General features: G+C 69.6%; 18 protein-coding genes. 5 read left to right on the plus strand and 13 right to left on the minus strand.

Annotation, left to right across the window (positions count from 1 at the left end):
* Positions 1-42 precede the first annotated feature (42 nt).
* Entirely contained in the window at positions 43-924 is an 882-nt protein-coding gene (gcvA, locus tag AC07PA_RS01455) for a transcriptional regulator GcvA (protein ID WP_494603737.1), read from the plus strand.
* Here gcvA and AC07PA_RS01460 read toward each other — a convergent pair.
* Positions 921-1,454, minus strand: a complete 534-nt coding sequence (locus AC07PA_RS01460; protein WP_494603735.1) for a GNAT family N-acetyltransferase — start codon at positions 1,452-1,454, stop codon at positions 921-923. The two genes, gcvA and AC07PA_RS01460, sit on opposite strands and share 4 nt — an antisense overlap.
* A 145-nt stretch (positions 1,455-1,599) precedes the next feature.
* Between AC07PA_RS01460 and AC07PA_RS01465 the strand changes: the two genes are divergently transcribed.
* Positions 1,600-1,995 (plus strand): nuclear transport factor 2 family protein, encoded by a 396-nt coding sequence (locus tag AC07PA_RS01465; RefSeq protein WP_494603733.1) that lies wholly within the window; start codon positions 1,600-1,602, stop codon positions 1,993-1,995.
* A 3-nt stretch (positions 1,996-1,998) separates the two neighbouring features.
* On the opposite strand, the gene AC07PA_RS01470 is transcribed toward AC07PA_RS01465, so the two are convergent.
* From AC07PA_RS01470 to AC07PA_RS01485, 4 genes are all read right to left on the minus strand, one after another.
* Entirely contained in the window at positions 1,999-2,703 is a 705-nt protein-coding gene (locus tag AC07PA_RS01470) for a riboflavin synthase subunit alpha (RefSeq protein ID WP_494603731.1), read from the minus strand.
* A 116-nt stretch (positions 2,704-2,819) separates the two neighbouring features.
* On the minus strand, positions 2,820-4,181 hold the full coding sequence (locus AC07PA_RS01475) for an esterase-like activity of phytase family protein (RefSeq protein WP_494603729.1): 1,362 nt from the start codon (positions 4,179-4,181) through the stop codon (positions 2,820-2,822).
* Between the two features lie 77 nt (positions 4,182-4,258).
* Entirely contained in the window at positions 4,259-4,759 is a 501-nt protein-coding gene (locus AC07PA_RS01480) for a L,D-transpeptidase family protein (protein WP_494603727.1), read from the minus strand.
* Positions 4,756-5,619 carry a MurR/RpiR family transcriptional regulator gene (locus AC07PA_RS01485; protein ID WP_494603725.1) on the minus strand — a complete coding sequence of 288 codons (864 nt, stop codon included), beginning with the start codon at positions 5,617-5,619 and terminating at the stop codon, positions 4,756-4,758. Before AC07PA_RS01485 ends, AC07PA_RS01480 begins: the two co-directional genes overlap by 4 nt.
* Positions 5,620-5,787: 168 nt before the next feature.
* Between AC07PA_RS01485 and AC07PA_RS01490 the strand changes: the two genes are divergently transcribed.
* From AC07PA_RS01490 to AC07PA_RS01500, 3 genes are all read left to right on the plus strand, one after another.
* On the plus strand, positions 5,788-7,143 hold the full coding sequence (locus AC07PA_RS01490) for an aspartate aminotransferase family protein (RefSeq protein ID WP_494603723.1): 1,356 nt from the start codon (positions 5,788-5,790) through the stop codon (positions 7,141-7,143).
* 106 nt (positions 7,144-7,249) lie between these two features.
* Positions 7,250-8,110, plus strand: a complete 861-nt coding sequence (locus AC07PA_RS01495) for a transporter substrate-binding domain-containing protein (RefSeq protein WP_494604128.1) — start codon at positions 7,250-7,252, stop codon at positions 8,108-8,110.
* A gap of 17 nt (positions 8,111-8,127) precedes the next feature.
* Entirely contained in the window at positions 8,128-8,769 is a 642-nt protein-coding gene (locus AC07PA_RS01500; protein ID WP_494603721.1) for an aspartate/glutamate racemase family protein, read from the plus strand.
* Here the strand turns inward: AC07PA_RS01500 and AC07PA_RS01505 are convergent.
* From AC07PA_RS01505 to AC07PA_RS01540, 8 genes are all read right to left on the minus strand, one after another.
* Entirely contained in the window at positions 8,766-10,481 is a 1,716-nt protein-coding gene (locus AC07PA_RS01505) for an FAD-dependent oxidoreductase (protein WP_494603719.1), read from the minus strand. The two genes, AC07PA_RS01500 and AC07PA_RS01505, sit on opposite strands and share 4 nt — an antisense overlap.
* Before the next feature lie 47 nt (positions 10,482-10,528).
* A complete protein-coding gene (locus AC07PA_RS01510; protein ID WP_494603717.1) occupies positions 10,529-11,524 on the minus strand; it encodes a response regulator in 996 nt (331 codons plus the stop codon).
* Between the two features lie 39 nt (positions 11,525-11,563).
* Positions 11,564-15,355 carry a PAS domain S-box protein gene (locus AC07PA_RS01515; protein WP_494603715.1) on the minus strand — a complete coding sequence of 1,264 codons (3,792 nt, stop codon included), beginning with the start codon at positions 15,353-15,355 and terminating at the stop codon, positions 11,564-11,566.
* Positions 15,356-15,520: 165 nt separating this feature from the next.
* Positions 15,521-17,104, minus strand: a complete 1,584-nt coding sequence (locus AC07PA_RS01520; RefSeq protein ID WP_494603713.1) for a polyamine aminopropyltransferase — start codon at positions 17,102-17,104, stop codon at positions 15,521-15,523.
* Positions 17,105-17,108: 4 nt separating this feature from the next.
* Complete coding sequence (locus tag AC07PA_RS01525; protein WP_494603711.1) at positions 17,109-18,179, minus strand: hypothetical protein; 1,071 nt, start codon at positions 18,177-18,179, stop codon at positions 17,109-17,111.
* 58 nt (positions 18,180-18,237) lie between these two features.
* Positions 18,238-20,382, minus strand: coding sequence for a TonB-dependent receptor (locus AC07PA_RS01530; RefSeq protein WP_494603709.1), 2,145 nt, complete (start codon positions 20,380-20,382; stop codon positions 18,238-18,240).
* A 162-nt stretch (positions 20,383-20,544) separates the two neighbouring features.
* Positions 20,545-20,766, minus strand: coding sequence for a DUF350 domain-containing protein (locus tag AC07PA_RS01535; protein WP_007851022.1), 222 nt, complete (start codon positions 20,764-20,766; stop codon positions 20,545-20,547).
* A 20-nt stretch (positions 20,767-20,786) separates the two neighbouring features.
* A complete protein-coding gene (locus AC07PA_RS01540; RefSeq protein ID WP_007851024.1) occupies positions 20,787-22,280 on the minus strand; it encodes a DUF4178 domain-containing protein in 1,494 nt (497 codons plus the stop codon).
* Positions 22,281-22,354 lie beyond the last annotated feature (74 nt).

Below are 22,354 nucleotides of genomic sequence, written 5' to 3' on the forward strand. Positions count from 1 at the left end.
TTTATCCTCAACAGCTGTTTAGCCAAGCTATACGATGCACCCATGCGCCTGCCTCCCCTGATCGCCGTCCGCTTCTTCGAGGCCACCGCCCGCCATGCCAGCGTGCGCCGCGCGGCCCAAGAGCTGCACGTCACGCCCGGTGCCGTCTCGCAGCAGGTACGCAAGCTCGAGGACTTCCTCGGCTGCGCGCTGTTCGAGCGCCAACCGCGCGGCCTGGCGCTCACGACCGCCGGGCGCGACTACCAGGTGGCCTGCGCCGAGGGCCTGGCGATGATCGGGCACGCCACCTCGCGCATCGCCTCGGCGAACCGGCGCCAGGTGGTGCTGGTGAGCTGCACGCCGGGCTTTGCCGTGCAGTGGCTGGTGCCGCGCCTGCAAGGCTTTCTGCAACAACACCCCGACATGGACGTGCATGTGGGCAGCACCAACCGCACGGTGGACCTGGCTGCCGAGGGTGTGCACTTTGCCGTGCGCCACGGGCAGGGTGCCTACCCCGGCCTGCAGTCCGAGGTGCTGGTGGCCGATGACCTGGTGCCCGTGTGCAGCCCGCGCCTGCTGGCCCCACGCCGCACGGCGCGCGTGGCCGACATCACCAGCGCCCGGCTGCTGCACGACGAGCACCGCGGCGACTGGCGCCTGTGGTGCCAGGCGCATGGTGTGGCGGATGTGGACTGCGAGGGCGGTGTCGTGTTCGCGCATTCCAACGCTGCCATCGAGGCCGCCGTGGCCGGCCGCGGCTTTGCCCTGGTGCGGCACGCACTGGTGCAGCAGGAACTGCAGGCGCGCGAACTGGTCTCGGTGCACTGCAAGCCCCTTGCGACCCCGCTGGCCTACCACCTAGTGTACCGGCCCGAGGCGCTGATCGACCCCGGTCTGCGCCGCTTCCACGCCTGGATCGTGGCGCAGGGCAGCAACACTGGCTAGAGCCCGCGCACCATGTAGACCGCGCCCTCGCCATAGTCCGCCAGCCGCTCGCGCTGCAGCGCATCGGCGAGAGGCTGCACGGCGTAGCCATGGCGCTCCCAGTAGCCCTGCGAGCCCTGCACCGACACCAGGGCCGTGTGGCGCAGGCCCCAGGCAGCCCCCTGCGCCCACAGAGGTGTGAGCAGCGCCTGCGCCAGGCCCTGGCCCGCACAGGCCGGCAGCACCGCCATGTCGTGCAGGTACAGGGTGTCGGGCGCGCCGGGCGGGCCCTCGAAGTCGCCGTGCAGCGGCGTGACCTTGCCCTGCACCGAGCGGTAGGCCGCGAGGTAGGCACAGACCTGGCCAGCGCGTTCAAGCACCAGCGAGCAGTTCACCGGGCTGGCGAGCCGGCGCGCAAACACCTCGCCGCTTTCAACGAAGCCTTCGCCATAGCAGGCCAGTTGCACCTGCAGCAGGCCGGGCAGGTCGTGCAGCTGCAGCGCGCGCGGCGCACCGGGTACGGGGGAAGGGGGAAGCAATGAATTCGGCATGCAGGGCCCGGATTATCCCGCTGCGCCCCCCGGCGCATGACGCGCCAGGTCATCGACGCAGGCGGGGCCGCCGCGAAGAATGGGCTGCGTGGGATGCCCGTGCATCCGACACGCATTCTTCCACCCCTTGCCTTCAGGAGTTGCCATGAACACCGTTGAATCCTCTGCACCGACCGCCGCCAGCGCCGCCCCCGACATCGCCGCGCGCTACATTGCCGCATGGAATGCCACCGACACGACCGAACGCGGGCGCCTGGTGCGCGGCGTCTTCAGTGCCGACGTGCACTACCTCGACCCCATGATGGAAGGCCGGGGCCATGACGGCCTGGCCGCGCTGATCGCGGGCGCACAGCAGCGTTTTGCCGGCTACCGCTTTGCGCTGCTGGGCACGCCCGAGGGCCACCACAGCGTGGTGCGCTTTTCCTGGGCGCTTGCGGCCCCGGGCGCCGAGCCCGTGGCGCGCGGCACCGATGTGGCCGACGTGGATGCCGACGGGCGCCTGCGCCGCGTCACGGGCTTCCTCGACTACGTCGCCGACTGAGCCTCAGTGGGGAAGCACCGGGGGCTGGACGAAATCCTCCAGCGACAGGCCCTTTTCCTTGAGCAGGGCTTCGAGCACGGGCTGCAGCCGGCCCAGGCTTTCCTGCACAGCCTCGCGCACGGTGTCGACCACCACCTGGGTGCTGCGCTCGATCTCGATGTTGAGCTGGTCGCCGGCCTTCTTGACCTCGAACACCGTGGCGCGGCGCGTCTCGGGGATCAGCCAGACCTCGAACCAGCCCTCGGCACGGTTCACCTCGGCCACGGTGAGGCTGGCGCCATGGATGGCGATGTAGCCCTTGGCGAAGACGTAGCGGCGGAACTCGGGCGGCACGGCCACGCGCCACACCAGGTTGTTGTCGAACTCGCGCACGCTGGCCAGCGTGCCCGAAAAATCGATGTGGCCCGACAGCGGGTGGCCGCCGATCTCGGCGCCGTCCTTGGCCGCGCGCTCCACGTTCACGCGGTCGCCCTGGCCATAGCTGCCCAGCGTGGTGATGTTCAGGCTCTGCTGCATCACATCGAAGTTGGCCTGTGTCGGCGAAAGGATCTCGGTCACCGTGAGGCACACGCCATCGGTGGACACACTGGCACCAATGGCCAGGTCCTGGCAGAAGCCTTCGGGAAAATCGAGCGTGAAGGTGCGCAGGCCTGCGCGGTCATGGATGGCGGCAATGCCTGCCGTGGCTTGAACGATGCCTGTGAACATGGTGGCGCGGCTTTCAGGGTGTGGCTGCCGATTTTGCCACCCGGCCCCGCAACGTGCTGCCCGCCATGCAAAAGGGCTGCCTTCGGGGCAGCCCTTTTGCACAGGGAGCGTGGTGCTTACTTCGCGCGCAACAGCTCACCCACCTCGAGCAGCACCAGCTCGTTGTCGTCGGCCTTGTTCGGCTCGCGGCTGGAGCTGAAGGGCAGGTTGTTGTCGTTGCCGACCACGATGTGCGTGCCGTCCACCACGTCCACGTTCTCGATGGTGAAGAACGGGAAGGTCAGCACGCCGTTGTTCAGCGGCTTCTTGGCCAGGCGCTGCGGGTCCTTTATGGACAGCAGGTCGATGTAGCCCACCTTGCGCAGCGGGCCGCCGACGTTGGCTTCGGTCAGCTCGATCTTGTAGACGCGCTTGAACTTGGCAAGGTCGTGGAAGCAATCCGCGCGCTTGGCGCCTTCGGGGCAGGCCTTGTCGGCCGTGCCTTCGCCGTTGTCGCGCTCGATGATGAGGCCGGTGGTGCCGTCGATCATGTTGAAGTCGCCGATGGCGTGGTGGTTCGCTTCCAGCACGTACTTCCAGTGGCGGCCGGTCCACTGCTCGGCCTTCACGTCGAACTCCAGCACGCGCAGGTACTGCTTGCCGTCCACGGCTTCGTAGGCCTTGCCGGCCTCGTTCCACAGCGGCCCTTCGAGCAGGGCATAGAGCTTGCTGCCGTCCTTGGACGAGGCCATGCCTTCGTAGCCCTTGGAGCGCTTGACCTCGAAGGCCGGGGCCTTAGCATCGGGCGCGCCGGCGGTGGTGATGGCCGGGTGGTCGGGCGAGCGCACGACCTTGCCATCCACCTGGGTTTCGAACACGGCGAGCACGCGGCCCGACAGGTCGGCCTTGATCAGGTAGGGCCCGAACTCCTCGCCGATCCACAGCGCGCCGCCGGCGAACTGGAAGCTCTCGGGGTCGAAGTCCGCGCCCGTGAGGTAGCGCTTGTCCGTGCCTTCGTGGACGATGCGGAACGGCACCTTCTTGTCCGGGTCGTGCAGGAACACCGTGGCCTGGCGCTTGAACTGGCCGGCCTTGAAATCCACCTGGTAGTGGCTCAGGTGCAGCATGAAGTCGGGCGAATTGGCCTTGGCACCGGCGCCGTTGTCGGTGAGGATCCAGAACGAGCCATCGGCCATGCGCTTGATGCCCGAGTGGCCCTGCAGCGGCTGGCCCGCGAAGGGCAGGGAGATGCCGGTGGGGCGGCCGCCCGACAGGCCTTCGACCGAACCCAGGGCCTCCACGCGCTTGCCCGTGGTGAACTTGCCACTGACCTGCAGGTCCTGCGGTGCATCCTTGGGCGCGGGCACCAGGCTCATGGCGGGCATCACGGCATGGCCGGCCAGCGTGGCAGGGTAGGCTTGCTGGGCCTGGGCGGTAAGGGAAGCAGCGGCAGCGCAGGCGAGCAGGGCGCTGGCGGCAATGGTGGAGAGTCGGGACATGGTCGCAGACGGCAGGAAATGTAAACCGGCGACGATGCCCGGTGCGCGTGACGGGCGCGTGACAGAACAGGGCCGCCTCAGGGCACGATGCGCACCGGCGTGCCCACCGCCACCCGCTCGAACAGGTCCATCACATCGGCATTGGCCATGCGCACGCAGCCGTGCGAGGCAGGCACGCCCAGCGGCGTGCCGTCGGGGCAGCCATGCAGGTAGATGTAGCGGCGCAGCGTGTCCACCGCGCCGCCGCGGTTCACGCCCGGCTCGCAGCCCGTGAGCCAGAGGATGCGGCACAGGATCCAGTCGCGCCCCGGGTGCTCGGCAGCGAGCCCGGGCGTGTACCGCTCGCCCGTGGGCCGGCGTCCGACGAACACGGTGGCGGCGTCGCAGCCCGCGCCCACCTTGGCGCGCACCCGGTGCAGGCCGCGCGGCGTGCAGCCGCTGCCGTTCATCTCGCCGACGCCCTGCAGCGCCGTGGACACGGCATAGCTGCGCACCAGGGCATGGCCCGCGTACAGATCCAGCTGCTGGAGCGGCACGCTGATGTGCACGTGCACGCCGCCGGGCTCTGCCTGCGTCATGGCGACGGTGCGGGCGGCAGGTAGGCGCCGGTGGCGAAGAGCTGGGCCTCGGCGCTCTCGATGCGGCCGATGCCAGGCTTGCCCGCGCGGCTGACCAAGAGGCCCAGCAGCGCCTCCGACAGGGCCTGCGCACCCGCGATGGAGGGAAAGAACGACGGGCTGTGCGTGGAGAACAGCAGCACCTCGTTGGCCAGCAGGGCCAGCGGCGAGGCGGGCGAATCGGTCAGTGCCAGCACCTGGCAGCCGGCCTCGCGCGCCTGGCGCGCCACGGCGATGGCCTCGCGCGAGTAGGGGCTGAAGCTGATGACCACCACCGCATCGCCCTTGTGCAGGGCACGCAGCTGCATCTCCAGCGAGCCGCCCATCCCGTCGAGCAGGTGAACGCTGTCACGGAACAGGCGGTACACGTACATCAGCGAATAGGCCACCGGGTGGCAGGCGCGAAAGCCGGCCACGTGCACGGCGCGCGCCTTCTCCAGCAGCGCCGCGGCGCGCGGCAGGGCATCGCCGTTGGCGTGCTCGGTGGCGTCCAGGTTCTGGTGGTGCACCGCGAAGATCTCGCCGGCCAGCCCGCCGCCATCGCGCGCGCGGTCCACCAGGCTGCGCGCCTTGTGCGCATAGGGCTCGGAGCCCAGGCCCATGTCCTGCACCAGCGCCGCTTTGAGCTCGGGCCAGCCGTCGAAGCCCAGCAGCTGCGCAAAGCGCACCAGCGTGGCGGGCGGGATCCCGACGCGCGCGCTGACCGTGCGCATGGAGGCCGTGACCACGTCGTTCGGGTGCTCCAGCACGAAGCGTGCGGCCTTCTGCTGCGTGGCGGTCATGCCGTCGAACCGGTCACGGAGGGTGTCTTTCAGGCCCATGGCGGGTGGCGGTGCATGCGCAGGAGTGGTGGTCGCAGCACTGTAGCGGATCACTTCCCGGTGCAGGTGTTCCACCTGGCACCAGCAACAAAACACATGTTCCATTTAATTTGATTTTACGGTACATTTGTTCCATCTATTGTTTGCACCTGTTCCGGAGACCCTGGCATGACCCACGTTTTTCACCGCCACCTTCTGCACACCCCGCCCGTGGCCGTGGGCGGGCAGGGCATGTACCTGCGCGATGCTGCGGGGCGCGAATACCTCGACGCCTCGGGCGGTGCGGCCGTGTCCTCGTTGGGCCATGCCCACCCCGAAGTGCTGGCCGCCATGCACGCGCAGATCGACCGCCTGGCCTATGCACACACCAGCTTCTTCACCACCGAGGTGGCGGAGCAACTGGCCGGACAGCTGGTGCGCACGGCCCCGGCCGGCACCAGCCACGCCTACTTCGTGAGCGGCGGGTCCGAGGCCGTGGAAGCCGCGCTCAAGATGGCGCGCCAGTACTTCGTGGAGATTGGCCAGCCCCAGCGCACGCACTTCATCGCGCGGCGCCAGAGCTACCACGGCAACACCCTGGGCGCGCTGGCCGTGGGCGGCAATGCCTGGCGGCGCGCCCCCTTCGCGCCCCTCCTGGTGGAGGCCACGCACGTGGCGCCCTGCTACCCCTACCGCGAGCAGCAGGCCGGCGAGACGCCCGAGGCCTATGGCCTGCGCCTGGCACGCGAGCTGGAGGAGGCCATCGTCGCGCGCGGCCCCGATACCGTGCTGGCCTTCGTCGCCGAGACGGTGGGGGGCGCCACGGCCGGCGTGCTCACGCCCGTGCCCGGCTACTTCAAGGCGGTGCGCGAGGTCTGCGACCGCCATGGCGTGCTGCTGATCCTGGACGAGGTGATGTGCGGCATGGGCCGCACCGGCACCCTGCATGCCTGCGAGCAGGAGGGCGTGGTGCCCGACCTCATCACCGTGGCCAAGGGCCTGGGCGGCGGCTACCAGCCCATCGGCGCGGTGCTGGCGCAAAAGCACATCGTGGACGCTATGTCGCAGGGCAGCGGCTTCTTCCAGCACGGCCATACCTACCTGGGCCACCCCGTGGCCTGCGCGGCCGCGCTGGCGGTGCAGCAGGTCATCGAGCGCGACGGCCTGCTGGCCAAGGTGCGCGAGGACGGCGACTTCCTGGGCCAGGCGCTGCGCGATGCGCTGGGCCACCACCCGCACGTGGGCGACATCCGCGGGCGCGGCTTCTTCTGGGGCGTGGAGCTGGTGGCCGACCGGGCCAGCAAGGCCGCGTTCGATCCCGCGCAGAAGGTGCATTCGCGCCTCAAGAAGAAGGCCATGGACCTGGGCCTGCTGTGCTACCCCTTCGGCGGCACGGTGGACGGCAATGTGGGCGACCACGTGCTGCTGGCCCCGCCCTACATCGCCTCGCGCGAGCAGCTCGCGGCCATCGCCGCGCTGCTGGCCCAGGCCATCGACGCCGTGACCCTGAGCGCCGCGCTGCCGCGCCAGCCCAGCCCCTGCTGAGCTTTATCCCCCGAACCCTCCCTGCCCCTCCCCTGACCTGAAAGGTGCTCCCATGCCGATGAAGACCCTGACGACAACGCTGCTCCCCGCCACCCTGGCGCTGGCCATGCTGCTGGCCTGTGGAACCGCCCAGGCCCAGAGCCCGGCGGGCGGCACGCTCAAGAAGATCCGCGACAGCGGCTCCATCACCTACGGCCACCGCGAGGCCTCGTTCGGCTTCTCGTACCTGGACGGCGGCGGCAAGCCGGTGGGCTACAGCATCGACATCTGCAACCGCATCCTGGAGGCGATCAAGGCCGAGCTCCAGCTGCCGCAGATCGCGGTGAAGTACCAGAACGTGACCTCGCAGAATCGCATCCCGCTGGTCGCCAACGGCACGGTGGACATCGAATGCGGCTCCACCACCAACCTGGTCGAGCGCCAGCAGATGGTGGCTTTCTCGCCCGACATCTTCCGCTACAACGTGCGCATGGCCGTGCGCGCCGACTCGGGCATCAAGGGTGTGGCCGACCTGCAGGGCAAGTCGGTGGTGGCCACCAGCGGTACCACCTCGCTGCGCCTGCTGCGCGAGGCCGACAAGGGCAAGAACCTGGAGATCACACAGCTGGCGGGCAAGGACCACACCGACTCCTTCCTGATGGTCGAGACGGGCCGCGCCGCCGCCTTCGTGCTCGACGACATCCTGCTCGCGGGCCTGATCGCAACCCACCGCAGCCCCAAGGACTTTGCCATCGTCGGCGAGGGCCTGCGCACCGAGAACCAGTCGCTGATGTTCCGCAAGGACGACCCGGAGTTCAAGGCGCTGGTGGACCGCGTGGTCACGGGCATGATGAAGTCCGGCGAGATGGAAAAGCTGTACAACCGCTGGTTCATGCAGCCCATTCCGCCCAAGAACGTGAGCATCAACTACCCGCTGAACGCCGAGACGCGCGACGCCTTCGCCAACCCCAGCTCCAAGGGCATCTGATTGCACCGTGCCCCGCCATGACCCGCATCGCCCTCATCCACGCCCTCGCCCATTCGGTGGCGCCGATCAACGACGCCTTCGCACACGACTGGCCCGAGGCCGTGCGCATGAACCTGCTGGACGACAGCCTCTCGGCCGACCTGGCACGCGAGGGCAGGGGGCTGGACGCGGCCATGCACGCGCGCTTCGAGGCCCTGGCGGACTATGCCGTGGGCACGGGGGCCGATGGCATCCTGTTCACCTGCTCGGCCTTCGGCCCGTGCATCGAGCGCGTGGCGGCGCGGCACGCGCAGATCCCGGTGCTCAAACCCAACGAGGCCATGGTCGAAGAAGCCGTGGCCACGGGCCGGCGCATCGGCCTGATCGCCAGCTTTGCGCCCACGCTCCAGTCCATGCCGCCGGAGTTTCCGCCCGGCACACCACTGCAACTGGCCCTGGCCGAAGGGGCCATGGCGGCCCTGAACGCGGGCAACGGCGACCTGCACGACAGCCTGGTCGCCGCGCAGGCCCAGCGCCTGCAGCGCGAGGGCTGCGAGGTGATCGCGCTGGCGCAGTTCAGCATGGCGCGCGCACGCAGCATGTGCGCGGCGGTCACCGGCCTGCCGGTGCTGACCACGGTGGACAGCGCGGTGGCTGCATTGAAGCGCCGCTTGGCCTAGCCTGCTGCCACCAGCCCCGCCGCATGGCCGCGTGTGAAGGCTTCCTCGAACACCGAATACCCCGACCAATCGCTGTGCGCAAACACCAGGCGCGCCGTGGCCGGCGTGGGCAGCACGGCCACGCGCTCGCCGCCCGCCAGGCGCACGCGCTTGTCGGGCGCCCGGTAGCGGCCCGGCTGGTGCAGCCAGCCCAGCAGCCCCGGCGTGGGGATGGACATGGCATGGCCGTAGCGTGTGATGTCCATGCGCGTGGCGCGCTGGGCCAAGTCGGGGTGCGGGCCGGCCAGTGACTGCATGGCCGCCTGCGCCCAGTGGGTCCAGGGCTGGGTGGCCAGCTGCTGGCGGCCATCGGGCAGGTCGCCCAGGGCCTGGTAGTAGGTGAGCACCGTGGGACCGGGGCGCGGGTCCAGGCGCTGGTGGCCGGCGTCCACGTAGCCCAGGCCGCCGGGGTTGGCATCGGCATACAGCACGTTGTCCCACGCAGGGGCAGCGCCCGCACGGTCGGTCAGCGGCGCATCGATGTGGATGTTGGCCACCAGCCAAGGGGCCCAGGACAGGCGCTGCGCCGTCTCGGCAAGGAAGGCGGGCGGGTTGCGCACCACGCGCGCGGCCAGGAACACGGGCAGCGCCACCACGCAGCGCGGTGCCTGCCAGCGCTCGACATTGCCCGAGGCATGGTTGAGCGCATCCACCTCCACGCCATGGCGCCCCTCGGTGATGCGCAGCACGCTGGTGCCCGTGGCCAGTTGCCCGCCGCCCCGCAGCGGCAGCGCCAGGCGCTGGGTGAGCCAGCCATTGCCCTCGGGCCAGGTGAGCACGCCCTCGCGGTCCTCGCTGTCCGCGTCACCCGGCGCATGGAAGCCATGGCGGCTGGCGAAGTAGTGGATGCCGGCCCAGGCCGACACGCGCGCCGTGCCCGCGCCGTAATCGTCCCGGCAGCAGTAGCCCAGGTACCAGCGCAGGTGCGCATCGTCGAGGCCCTCCTGGGTGAGCCAGGCGTCGAACGAGAGGGCATCGAGCGCCTGGTGCGTGGGCGGCAGCGGCCGCCGGCCGTCGAAGGCCTTGAGCATGGGCATGGTGAAGCGCGCCGCCTTGGACAGCGCATCCACCCGCTCGGAGAAACGGCGGTACTGGGCCAGCGTTGCTTCGCCCACGCCCTGCACCGGCAGCAGGCCTTCCTGCCATTCGCCCTCGAAGTACAGCCGCTCCTGCGGGCTGTGGCACAGGTGGCGCTCGTCGTAGCGCCAGCGGCCGGCCACGCGCTGGCGCAGGCCCAGTTCCTCGAGCAGGTCCTGCACCTCGCTGGCGTCGTCCCCGGGCACGGGCAGGTAGTGCGCGCCCATGGGGCAGGCGATGCCGCCGACCATGCCGCCGCGGCTGTTGCCGCCGGCCTGGTCTTCGAGCTCCAGCAGCGCGAAGTCCTCCACCCCCGCCAGGCGCAGCGCGCGCGCCGCCGCCAGGCCGGCCACGCCGCCGCCGGCGATGATGACCTGCGCGCGCCGCACCACGGCGGGCTCGGGCAGGGAGCCCTTTTGCAGCATCTCGCGCAGCGCATGGCCGCGCTGCATGTCGATGCCGGCAAAACCGCCTTCGAGCGTGCGTGGCGCCTTCTCACAGCCGGGCAGCGCGGCCCCCGCGGCCAGCAGGGCACCGGCCTGCAGCAGCTGCCGGCGGCGCGATGAGGGCAGGGAAAGGGGGGACGCAAGGGACATGGGGCCGTACTCTACGTCACCCGCAAGCCCTCCTGGCAAGACAAGGGTCAGTCTTTCCAGCGTGCCTGGATTTCGAGCAGTTGGGGCAGTTGCGCGATGAACACCTCCACCATCGCCGGGTCGAAGTGCTTGCCCGCCTGGGCGCGCAGGTGGGCCACGGTGTCCTCGGTGCTCCAGGGCTCCTTGTAGGGCCTGCGCGCGGTGAGCGCGTCGAACACGTCGGCCAGCGCGACGATGCGCGCCTCCACGGGAATCGCCTCGCCCGCCAGTCCCTTCGGGTAACCGCTGCCGTCCCACTTCTCGTGGTGCGTGAGCGCGATGGCATGGGCCAGGCGCAGCACGCCCCCGGGGTGCTCGCCGATGATCTCGGCGCCGATCTGCGGGTGGCGGCGCATGGTCTCCCATTCGCCCGCATCGAGCGGGCCGGGCTTGCGCAGCACGGCGTCGGGGATGCCGATCTTGCCCACATCGTGCATGGGCGCGGCGTTGAGCAGGTCTTCGGCCCAGGCCGGCGAGTGGCCCAGCGCCAGCGCCAGCACATGGGCGAAGTGGCTCATGCGGATGACGTGCATCCCGGTCTCATTGTCCTTGTACTCGGCCGCACGGCCCAGGCGCTGCACGATCTGCAGCCGGGTCTCGCGCAGCTCCTCGGTGCGCACCAGCGACAGGTGGGTGCGCACACGGGCGCGCACCACCGGGGCGCTCACGGGCTTGGTGATGTAGTCCACACCGCCCACGTCGAAGCCGCGCGCCTCGTCCTGCACGTCGGTGAGCGCGGTGACGAAGATCACCGGGATGTTCGCGGTGGCCCGGTCGGCCTTGAGGGCCTGGCACACGGCGTAGCCGTCCATCTGCGGCATCATCACATCGAGCAGCACCAGGTCGGGCCGCTGCTGCTGGGCGATCTGCAGCGCGCGCGCACCATCTGTGGCGAACAGCAGGCGAAAGTCCTCCTGCAGGATGTGGCGCAGCACCTGCAGGTTGGTGGGTTCGTCGTCCACCAGCAGCAGGCGCGGGCGATGGTCTTCGGGGGCGGCCGTCATGGGGCTTCCTTCGGGTGCCGGGGGCAAAGGGTGCAATTGTCAGACATGCGTTTGCCCCGGCTGCAACGGTGCCTGCAGATGGTGCTGCAGGGCCTGCAGGCAGGTGCGCGCCTCGTCGAAGTCGAAGCGGTCGAGCGCCTCGTGCAGGCCGTTAAGCGTGACCGCGGGCAACTCGCCCTCGAGCACCGCCAGCGGCGCGTCGGCCAGCTCTCCCTGCGCCAGGGCGGCGGCAAGGGCCGCGATGGCGGCCAGCACGCGCTCGCGCTGGGCCTGCTGCAGCGGCGCAGGCGCTGGCGCCGAACCCTGCCGCTGCGCATCGGGCGCCTGGGGGCTGAGCAAGGCACCACCCACGGCATCGAGCGCCGTGGCCAGGGCCAGCAGGGCCACCTGCACCGAGCCGGCATCGCGCTCGCGCGCCGCCTGCTCGATCTGGCCGGAATACTGCTGCACCGCAGGCAGCGCCAGGTTGGCGGCCGCACCGCGCAGGCGGTGGGCACGCGCCGCCAGGCTGTCCCAGTCGTCGGCCTGGTGCGCGGACAGCAGGCCGGCCAGCGCCACGCCGCTCTCCTGCATGAAGCGCTCGATGGCTTCGCGCAGGTAGCGTGCCTGCGTCCACAGCCGCACCCCCCGCTCCCATTCGATGGCGGGTGCCACCGGGGCCGTTGCCGGTTGCCGGGCGGGCGGGGCCAGCAGCCCCTCGCCGGGAGGCAGGGCGCCGAAGATGCTGGCCACGGCAAACACCGGATCACCGCCGTCTTCGCGCACGCCGATCACGCGCGCGATCTCGGCCATGAGCCGCACCGGCTCCACCGGCTTGCTGGCAAAGCCATCCATGCCGGCGGCACGGGCATTGCGGCGGTCCTGTTCGAGCACGCTGGCCGACAGGGCCACGATGGGGGTCGGCTTGCGCCGGCGCGCCTGCTCGAAGCTGCGCAGGTGGCGTGTGGCCTCCAGGCCGTCCATGTCGGGCATCTGCAGGTCCATCAGCACCACGTCGAAGCGCTGCTGCGCGAAGGCCTCGAGCGCCAGCGCGCCGCTGCCCACAGCCGTGAGCTTGTGGCCACCGCGCTGCAGCGTGATCTGCAGCAGCTCCAGGTTGGCGGGCACGTCGTCCACGGCCAGCACGCGCAGCGTGGGCAGGGGGGCGCGCAGCCAGTCGCGGGTCGTCGAAGGGCCGGCATCCGCCGGCGGCTGGCCGGTGCGCAGCGGCAGGCGCACGGTGAAGGTGCTGCCCTGGCCCATCTGGCTGACCACCGCAATGCTGCCGCCCATCAGCTCGGCCAGCTGGCGGGCGATGGTCGTGCCCAGGCCCGTGCCACCGTAGCGGCGCGTGGTCGAGGCATCGGCCTGCGCGAAGGGGTCGAAGATGCGCTCCACACCGGCGGCGTCGATGCCGATGCCGGTGTCCACCACCTGCAGCACGAGCTGCGCATTGGCGCCGGCCACGCGCAGCGTGACCCGGCCCTCGTGCGTGAACTTGATGGCGTTGCCCATCAGGTTGAGCAGCACCTGCTGGATGCGGAAGGCATCGCCCTGCCAGTGGACAGGCACGCCTTCGGGATAGTCGAGCACGACCTCCAGCCCCTTCTTGGCGGCGTTGATGCGCAGCGAGGCCAGAATCTGGTCGCACAGCTCGCGCAGGCTGAAATCGGCGACCTCCAGTTCCACCGCGCCCTTTTCGAGCTTGGCGGTGTCCAGGATGTCGTTGAGCAGGCGCAGCATGGAGCGCGCCGCATGGTGCACCGTGCCCAGGTGGCGGCGCTGGGTGCTTTCGAGCGGCGTATCGAGCAGCGCCTCGGTGAAGCCGATGATGGCGTTCATGGGCGTGCGGATCTCGTGGCTCATGTTCGCCAGAAAGGTGCTGCGTGCCGCGGCCGCATGCTCGGCCTGTTCCTTGGCCGCGCGCAGGTCCGTCTCCATGCGCCGGCGCATGGTCAGGTCGGTGGCGAACTTGACGATCTTGAAGGCCCGCCCCTGCGCGTCGAAGATCGGGTTGTAGGTGGCCTGGATCCAGACCTCGCGCCCGCCCCGGCCCAGGCGCAGGTACTCCCCCGCGTTGAACTCACCCTGGCCCAGGCGCGCCCAGAAGGCCTGGTAGGCCTGGCTCCCGGCGTACTCCGGCGTGCAGAAGATGCGGTGGTGCTGGCCTGCGATCTCGGCGAGCGTGTAGCCCATGAGGTCCAGGAAATTGCGGTTGGCGGTGAGCACCCGGCCCTTGAGATCGAATTCGATCACCGCCTGCGAGCGGCCGATGGCCGTGACCGTGCCCACGAACTCGGCGTTCTGCGCCTTGGAGGCCGTCATGTCGGTGATCACGCCGTCGATCCAGCGGACTTCCCCCTGCGGCCCCGAGACACCGCGGCCCGTTTCGGACACCCAGCGGATACCACCATCGCGCGTGTGCAGCCGGTACTCCAGCACATAGGACGCACCCGCTTCCAGGGCGCGCGCCACCTGGTCCCCGATGCGCGCGGCATCGTCCTCGTGGATGATGCGGCCGAACGAGATGCGCCCGGCCAGGAAGTCCTCGGCCGGCCAGCCCGTGAGGGACTCCACCGCGTCGCTGATGAACAGCATGGACCAGTCGGCGTCGTAGCGGCAGCGAAACGCCACGCCCGGAATGTTGCGCACCAGCGAGCGCAGCTGCTCCTCGCCGCGCCGGCGCTCCTGCTCCATGGCCCGGCGCTCGGTCAGGTCGGTCAGGAAGCCGACGAGCACCGGCGGCCCCGGCAGGTCCACGCGGCCGACCACCAGCCGCACGGGCACCAGGCTGCCATCCTTGCGCACCACGTGGATGTCCTTGTCCTTGCCCACCTGGCGCGCCTCGCCGCGCGACAGGTCGCGCGGCAGGTAGCTGTGCGGCGTGTCGGCATAGGCGGGGTCCACGAGCATGCGCACGGGCCGGCCCACGGCTTCCTCGGCCGTCCAGCCGAGCATGCGCTGCGCCGAACCGTTGAAGGACCGGATGGTGCCGTCCGCATCTGCCATGACGATGGCGTCCATGGCGGTTTCCACCACCGCGCGCAGGCTCGACTCGCTCTGCTCGGACCTGCGCAGCAGCCAGCGGACCCGAAGACCGATGTTGACGGTGGTGACCACCAGCCCCACCAGCACGGCCATCAGCGCGATGGCCAGCGCCATGTAGCGGGCCTGCTCGGGCACCGGCCCCAGGTCTGGCACATTGCCGGAGACACGCACGGCGGCGATGCTGATGAAGTGCATGCCGGCGATCGCCAGCCCCAGGACCAGCCCCCCCAGCAGCGTGCTCAGCCAGGGCCGGCGCGCCCAGGCGCGCAGCATGCCGAAGCGCAGCCACAGCGCCAGGATGGCCATGCCCACCGCGAACACGAGGGAGGCCGCAAAGCCGCCCACGTCGTAGCGGATCATCGGCGCCATGTCGGAGGCCGACATGCCGGCGTAGTGCATGACGCCGATGCCCGCACCCACCAGGGCACCGCCCCAGGCGATGGACAGGCCCGTGGGCTGCCTTTGGGTGAGCACGTGCAGCGCGATCCACGACGCCACCAGGCTGGGCAGAAAGGACAGCGCCGTGACCGAGGGCTCGAAATGGCCGTGTGCGCACAGGTCGAAGGCCAGCATCCCCACGAAGTGCATGGACCAGACCCCGCCGCCCAACGCCAGCGAACCGGAGGCGACGGTCAGGTTGCGGCGCAGCCGGTCCGGCGCACGCTGCGCCAGCGCGGCCAGGTGCAGCGCCATGAGGGAGGAAGCAATCGCCAGCGCGACCGACAGGGCCACGAGCCAGGGGTCGTGCCCCCAGAGATTCTGGGGATCCCGCTGTGCGCCGACAACGAAGAATCTCTCAAGCATCGGGGCGGACAAATGTAAGCGTTGGTTTCCATTCTGCCGGCAACCCCGTGAGCGATTTACCCATAGGGTCTTGAAACCCGCCGCCGCCCCGATTTGTTACATCCGCGCGGCATGGATGCAACAGCGCGGGCTTCCAGAGCTCGCCCGCAGGGGGATGTGCCGAATTCAGTGCGCTGCGACCTTGCCCCACTCCCGCTCATAGGTGTGCACCAGGGCCTGGTTGGACAGACGGTTGACGTCCGCCGGCAGGCGCGCCATGTCGAGCGGAAAGTCGAACAGCAGGGGCAGCGTGCCCGCGCTCAGGAAGCGCAGGTCGGGCGGCAGCGCCTCGGGCATGCGCCAGGGCCGGCGGCTGGCCACCACGAAGCCCCACTCCCCGAAGCTCGGCACATGGGCGTGGTAGGGCGCCGTCTGCAGGCCCACCGATTCCATGGTCTGCACCACCGTCCAGTAGCTCTGGCGCGCCACCAGCGGCGAGGTGGTCTGCACCACGGCGTAGCCGCTGGCGGCCAGGCGCTTGTCCAGCAGCGCATAGAAGCTGTTGGTGTAGAGCTTGCCGATGGAAAAATTGGTCGGGTCGGGAAAGTCCACCACGATCACGTCGAAGACATCCTCCGCCGCGTCACAGCCCGGGGCCTTGCACTGCTGCAGCCATTGGAAGGCATCGGTGTTGACCACCTGCACCTTGGGCGAGCGCAGCGCCTCGCCATTGAGCCGGGCGAGCGTGGGGTTGTCGGTGAACAGGCGCGTCATGGCCGGGTCCAGCTCCACCAGGGTGACGGACTTGACCGAGGGGTACTTGAGGATCTCGCGCACGGCCATGCCGTCGCCGCCGCCGAGCACGGCCACGCGCCGGGGCGCGCCGTGCGCCGCCATCGCGGGGTGGACCAGCGCCTCGTGGTAGCGGTACTCGTCGCGCTCGGCGAACTGCAGGTTGCCGTTGAGGTACAGCCGGTGGCCCAGCTTGCCGTTGGTGACGACGATGCGCTGGTAGGGCGATGCGGTGCTGAAGACGATGCGGTCCTGGTAGAACTTGTCCTCGGCGAAGCTGGTGATGTGGTCGGCCCCGAGCAGGCCTGCGAACAGCAGCGCCAGCACGGCGACGCAGGCCAGGGCATGCGCGCGCAGGCGGCGCAGCTCGTCGCGGAACAACCACACCGCCCACAGCGCCACCGCGGCATTCATGAGGCCGAACAGCAGGCCCGTGCGGATCAGCCCCAGGTGCGGCACCAGCAGCAGCGGGAAGGCCATGGACACGGCCAGCGCGCCCAGGTAGTCGAAGGTCAGCACCTGCGAGACCAGGTCTTTAAGCGCCACGTTGCGCTTGAGGATGCGCATGACCAGCGGAATCTCCAGACCCACCAGCGTGCCCACCATGAACACCATGCCGTACAGCAGCAGGCGAAAGGCCCCGGGCGCGTAGGCATTGGCCAGGAACAGCGTGGCCGGCAGCGCGCCGCCGATCAAGGCCACCAGCAGCTCGATGCGCAGGAAGTGCGCCGGCAGCTGGCGCTCGAAATAGCGCGACAGCCACGAGCCCACGCCCATGGCGAACAGGTAGGTGCCGATGATGGTCGAGAACTGCAGCACCGAGTCGCCCAGCACATAGGACGCGAGCGCGCCGGCCGCCAGCTCGTAGAGCAGGCCGCAGGCGGCCACGACGAACACGCTGGCCAGCAGCGCCACATCGATGGGACGCGCGCCCGAGGGCGCGGAGGCAGAAGAGGGGGAGGTAGGGTTCGAGGACAAGCCGCTATTGTGCTGCGAACGGCGAGGGCACCGGCTGCTGGCGAGGTTCTGCCGTCGCGGGGCCCAGCAGGCCCCTGGGGAGGTCCTTGCCCTGGGCTGTGAGCTGTGCCGCCAGGCCTTGCGCAATGGCCTCGGCGCGTGCCCGGCCCTGGGCCACCTGCCCGGGCGGCAGGCGGGCCTCTTCGCGCTGCATGAAGTCGGCCAGATGTTGCGGGCTGCGCGCCATCCGGGCCAGCAGGATGCGGTAGGCATGGCCTTCCACGGGGTCATGGATGGCAGGGGCAGCCGGCACGCTGGGGCCCGCGTCATAGAGCCATGCCAGGGTGCTCACGGCCAGAAAGGGCTCCCCGATCAGGGCCTGCTGCGCATAGCCCAGCACCTCCCGGTACCAGGCGGCCAGTTGCGCATCGCTCTGGGGAGCCCCCGCAAACCCTTCGGGCCCATGGCGGCCCGTGGGCCCCACGTACTGGAAGTGCAGCTGTGCGTCCACATTGCCGGCGCGCGCGTGCAGGCGCAGGATCCCGGTGCGCAAGGCATAGTCTGTGTCCGACAGCCGCGCGCACAGCGCCGTGGCCTGGGCATGCCGAGCATCGAGCTCCTTGAGGCGGGCCGCCGATGCGCTGCCCTGGGAGCGGCCCTCCCACAGCTGTCTTGGCAGGTCGCCGCTGTACTCGCAATAGCTCAGTGCGACCAGCATCTCCACGTCGGCGTCGATGCCCGCTACCGAGGGGCCGGGGTAGCTGCGCAGCATCTCCCACACGGGGCGTGCGGGGGGCATGAAGGCGGCCGACATCGTGCTGAAGCGGCTGGGGGGCCGCTGCGCGGCCGGCGCTCCCGAAGCCGCTGCGGGCGCGCTGGCAGCGCCCAGTTGGGGGTCCCACGGGAAATCCGTGGCCTGGGGCGCCGCAGCACTGGCCGCAGGGCCGTCCCTGGATGCAGTGCCGGCTTTCGGTGCGCCAGCGAGCCTCTCGATCCAGAGCGTGCTGGTGACCAGCGCAACGACAACGATGGCGCCCAGCGCCCAACCCCACCCACCGAGGCGTCGGGGCTTGGAGCGGGGTGGATGGGCCGTCACGCAGCCAGTCAGCACAACGGGGCAGTGCCCCTCGCCCATGCCAGAGAAATGGCGCGAATCAGAACTGGTAGTTCACGCTGACCAGCAGGCTGCGCGGAGCACCCGGCATGGCGTCGGCACGCCAGTACTCCTTGTCCAGCAGGTTGGAGATGGCGGCCGTGGCCGTCCACACGCCCTGGCGCCAGCCCACCAGCGCATCCCAGCGGGTATAGCCGGGCAAGCGCGAGGTGTTGGCGGTATTGAGCCAGCGCGCGCTGGTGTGCGTGGCACCGATTTCCGCGTACCACGGGCCTTGCGGCGCATAGCGCACGAAGAAGTTGCCGTTGCGCAGGGCGGTGTCCACCAGGTACTTGCCGACCAATGCGGGCTGCAGCTTGTCCTCCGTGACCTTGGCGCTGGTCACGCCCACGCCGCCGCGCACGTACCACGACGAAGCCACACGGCCCGCCGCGCTGAACTCGATGCCGCGCGAGCGCTCCTTGCCGCGCACGGCCCAGGTGAAGGGGTCGTTGACCGCGTCGGGGCGGTAGCGGATGTTGGCGTGTTCGAGCTGGTACACCGACAGCTGGGTCGAGAGCGCGCCGTTCAGCCAGTCGCTCTTGACGCCCACCTCGACCTGGCGCGAGTGCTGGGGCTCGTCGTCGTAGACGGCGGTGGGCGAGACATCCACGCTGATCATGCCGCGCCCGCCGTAGGGCGAGTAGCTCTTGTTCCACGAGGCGTACAGGCTGTGCTCGCGCACCGGCTGCCAGACCACGCCCAGGCGCGGGCTCACCGAATCACCGTCGTAGCCACGGCCCACATTGGTCAGCAGGTTGGTGCTGTTGAAGTCGAAGCGGTCATAGCGCAGGCCGGCCAGCAGCTTCCACCCGGGCGTGAGGCTGATGAGGTCCTGCACGTACAGGGCCTGGCTTTCGGCCTTGTGCAGGTTGTGCTGGGTCGGGTTGCCCTGGGCCGGCTTGGCGCCCCAGGCGATGGGCTGCAGCGGGTCGTAGCTGAAGGTGGAGGCCGGCTGGCCGATGCGCGGGTGGCGCTTTTCCTCGCTCACTTCCACGCCCACCAGGACCTCGTGCTGGATACCGCCGGTGCTGAACTTGCCCGTCAGGTCGACGGTGTTGGACAGTGTCTCGTTGGCCGTCTGCTGCCAGGCGTAGTTCGGCCGCACCTGGCCACGCCAGGTGCAGGCAGCGCCCGCGGAGGTCTGGCCCGCCGTGTTGCAGTAGGTGCCGGCGAAGTAGTGGTCGAAGTCCTGGCTGGCCTCGCGCTTGCTGGCCACCCAGCGCACGCTCCAGGCGCTGTTGAAGTCGTAGGACAGGTCCGAGCGCAGCACGCGCAGGCGGTCTTCGACATAGTCGCTGGGGTGGGCAAAGCCCTTGCGGATGGAGACACCCGCGGGCAGCTGGTCGTAGACCGGGCCACGGTCGGGCACGCGCCAGATGTTGTCGTAGGTGTACTGCCCCGTCCAGCGCAGGCCGGTGCGGGTGTCCACCAGGATGCTGGGCGAGACCATCTCGTTCTTGTTGCGGATGCCGCTGCGAAAGCTGTCGGCCTGCTCACGGTCGGCCGTCAGGCGCACGGCCACGTGGTTGTTGATGACCTTGTTGATATCGAGCGTGCCACCGTAGTTGTCCCACGAGCCGCCGCGCAGGGTGACGCTGCTCTTGGCATCGAAGCGCGCCTGCTTGCTCACCAGGTTCACGATGCCGCCGCCGCTGCTGCGGCCGTAGAGCACCGAGGCCGGGCCCTTGAGGATCTCGATGCGCTCCACGTTGGCCGTGCTGCGGCGCACCTGGCCCGACTCGCGCACGCCGTCGCGGTAGATGTCGCCCGAGTCGGCGTTGAAGCCGCGGATCATCACGCCCTCGCCGCGCATGTCGTACTTGGTGTTCACGCCGGGCACGCCGTCGAGCATGACGGCCAGGTCGTTGATGCCGTAGCTCTTGTACTTGTTGACTTCGAGCGTATCGATGGTCTGCGGGATGTCGCGCGGCGCCATGTAGGTCTTGGTGGCCGTGGTGACGCCCTCGGGGCGCACGTCGTCGGCGTCGTACTGCGAGCCGGTCACCTGCACGGCGGGCAGGGCAGCATCGGCCTGGGCCCAGGCCTGGGAGGTGCCCAGCACGGCCAGCAGGCTGGCCGCGGCGGTGGCCGTCAAATGAAAACGGGCAGCCTTGGTGCTGCCCGCATGGTTCTTGTTCGCCATGTGTACTCCAGTGGGTCGAACACGGCCCCTCCGGCCGCACCCGTTAACAGAAAGTACACATTTTAATACAAACGATAATTATTCTTATTCATCCCTTTACATTCCCAAGGACAAGCGCCTGCATGCCCTGGGCAGGGCCGGTCTCCAGCACCACCGCCACCCTCAATGGATGGCCGCAGCGACGATGATGCTGATGCCCAGGCACATGGCGGCCACCACGACGCCCAGCGCCACGTTCTGCTTCTCGACGATCTCGCCCCACAGGTCGTAGGGGGTGATCTTGTCGACGATGACAAAGCACAGCCAGAAGATGACGACGCCGATCAGCGCGTACAGGATGGACCCGAGGAACGCCGCGGGCTTGAGCCATTCGATTCCCATCATGGTGGAAGCTCCTTGATAAATTACTTGTGCCCGCCGCCGCCGCTGGAATAGCCGCCGAACGAGCCGCCCGAACTGCGGTAACCACTGCCGGACGACCCGGAACAGTTGCTCAGCAGGATCAGCAGGATGATGATGACGATCGCAATGATGATGATGGTGCCGCAGCCCAGGCCCGATTTGGCCACGAAGGGCCCCGGGTCGTCGCGCTGCAGCACATCCTTCTTGTCTTCGAGCTTGAAGGCCTTGGCCACGGTGTCGCTGGCCAGCTTGTCGCCCGAGGACCAGGTCACCTCATTGGGTGTCTGCTCCATCGACAACAGGCCCTTGGCGCTCGCGAAGTCGCGGTTCGATGTCTTCTGGCCGCGCGTGACCTGCCAGTAGAACTCGCCCAGCACATAGGTGGTCTCGGCCTCGTAGCTGTATTTGAGCTGGTAGGTCGTGCCCAGGTAGGTGGCGCTGCGGCCGCTGGCGGCCATCTGCGGCGCGCCGGTGGTCGGGCGCACCATGCTCCAGCCGTCCTCGGCATCGACCAGGAAGGCAAAGCCGCGCTTCTGGTTGTAGAGCAGGTACTCGCTCCAGCCGAAGTGCTCGTCGTCGCCGGGCTCCACGCCCATGCGGTGCTGGAAGCCCACCACCTGCCAGTGCACGCCCTGCAACTGGCCCTTGCTGCCCAGCGGGATGATGGGGCGCACCGGCTCGTCCTGCTCGGCCGAGCGCAGCTCGCCACCCACGCCGCTGTCCAGCGAGATGATGCTCGCGCACGATCCGCAGGTGACGCTCTTGGTGCTGGACAACTGCACCTGCACCGGTGCACCGCAGTGCGGGCAGCTGAACTGGCGGCCTTTCTCGTCCTTGGCCGATTCGTCCTTGAGACCGGTGAGCTTGAGGTCCTCGAGCAGCACGGCGCGGCCGCGCTCCAGGTGCGGCGGCGTGTGGCCGTAGTCGATGCTGAGCACCTCGCCATCGGCGCTGCGCAGCTCGACCATGTCGAAGGGCTGGCCGATGGGCGGCAGCTTGGGCAGCTCGCCCTGGGCCGAGATCAGCGTGGCGCTGCCGCTGAAGGCGACGGAATACGACTTGCCGGAAATGGCCGTCGTCGCGCCGATGCGAAAGCGGCTGGCCTCGGGCAGCTCGCGCCCGGCCTCCATGGGCCGCGTGAAGACGTAGGCACCGTTGTCTTCGCCCAGGCTGGCCAGGGTCCCGTCCTGCAGGAAGGCCGACCACTCGGTCCAGACACCCGCCTCGGTCTTGTACTGCAGCCGGCCGATCAGCGTGAACGGGATGTCCTTGCCATCGAGCTCGATGCGCCCGCTGGCCATGAGCTGCAGCGGGCTGTGGTCGTCGAACAGCTCGGCCATCTTGCCCACGCGCTGCAGCACGTCGCCGCTGCGCACCACGGTGCTCTGGCAGTAGCCGCAGACGGCGTGGGTGGACTGCGCGCTGCGGAATTCAACCGGCGCGCCGCAGCCCGGACAGGGCGCACGGTAGGAACGCTGTGTAGGGTCAGTGGCCATTCGGGCGTTGCCAAGGGCGGCCAGGTGCGGCAGAGCAGGGGCCCGTCAGCCCGCTGCCGCCCGCACCCGAGGCG

It is taken from the genome of Acidovorax sp. GW821-FHT09B03, assembly GCF_059418305.1.

What these genes read in the sequence shown, in the direction of transcription:
- AC07PA_RS01495 (WP_494604128.1), top strand. Translation starts at nt 7,250, where the DNA reads ATGCTGCTGGCCTGTGGAACCGCCCAGGCCCAGAGCCCGGCGGGCGGC.
- AC07PA_RS01530 (WP_494603709.1), bottom strand. Translation starts at nt 20,382, where the DNA reads ATGGCGAACAAGAACCATGCGGGCAGCACCAAGGCTGCCCGTTTTCAT.
- AC07PA_RS01475 (WP_494603729.1), bottom strand. Translation starts at nt 4,181, where the DNA reads ATGTCCCGACTCTCCACCATTGCCGCCAGCGCCCTGCTCGCCTGCGCT.
- AC07PA_RS01485 (WP_494603725.1), bottom strand. Translation starts at nt 5,619, where the DNA reads ATGGGCCTGAAAGACACCCTCCGTGACCGGTTCGACGGCATGACCGCC.
- AC07PA_RS01515 (WP_494603715.1), bottom strand. Translation starts at nt 15,355, where the DNA reads ATGCTTGAGAGATTCTTCGTTGTCGGCGCACAGCGGGATCCCCAGAAT.
- AC07PA_RS01540 (WP_007851024.1), bottom strand. Translation starts at nt 22,280, where the DNA reads ATGGCCACTGACCCTACACAGCGTTCCTACCGTGCGCCCTGTCCGGGC.
- AC07PA_RS01510 (WP_494603717.1), bottom strand. Translation starts at nt 11,524, where the DNA reads ATGACGGCCGCCCCCGAAGACCATCGCCCGCGCCTGCTGCTGGTGGAC.
- AC07PA_RS01535 (WP_007851022.1), bottom strand. Translation starts at nt 20,766, where the DNA reads ATGATGGGAATCGAATGGCTCAAGCCCGCGGCGTTCCTCGGGTCCATC.
- AC07PA_RS01460 (WP_494603735.1), bottom strand. Translation starts at nt 1,454, where the DNA reads ATGCCGAATTCATTGCTTCCCCCTTCCCCCGTACCCGGTGCGCCGCGC.
- AC07PA_RS01470 (WP_494603731.1), bottom strand. Translation starts at nt 2,703, where the DNA reads ATGTTCACAGGCATCGTTCAAGCCACGGCAGGCATTGCCGCCATCCAT.
- AC07PA_RS01465 (WP_494603733.1), top strand. Translation starts at nt 1,600, where the DNA reads ATGAACACCGTTGAATCCTCTGCACCGACCGCCGCCAGCGCCGCCCCC.
- AC07PA_RS01480 (WP_494603727.1), bottom strand. Translation starts at nt 4,759, where the DNA reads ATGACGCAGGCAGAGCCCGGCGGCGTGCACGTGCACATCAGCGTGCCG.
- AC07PA_RS01490 (WP_494603723.1), top strand. Translation starts at nt 5,788, where the DNA reads ATGACCCACGTTTTTCACCGCCACCTTCTGCACACCCCGCCCGTGGCC.
- AC07PA_RS01500 (WP_494603721.1), top strand. Translation starts at nt 8,128, where the DNA reads ATGACCCGCATCGCCCTCATCCACGCCCTCGCCCATTCGGTGGCGCCG.
- AC07PA_RS01505 (WP_494603719.1), bottom strand. Translation starts at nt 10,481, where the DNA reads ATGTCCCTTGCGTCCCCCCTTTCCCTGCCCTCATCGCGCCGCCGGCAG.
- gcvA (WP_494603737.1), top strand. Translation starts at nt 43, where the DNA reads ATGCGCCTGCCTCCCCTGATCGCCGTCCGCTTCTTCGAGGCCACCGCC.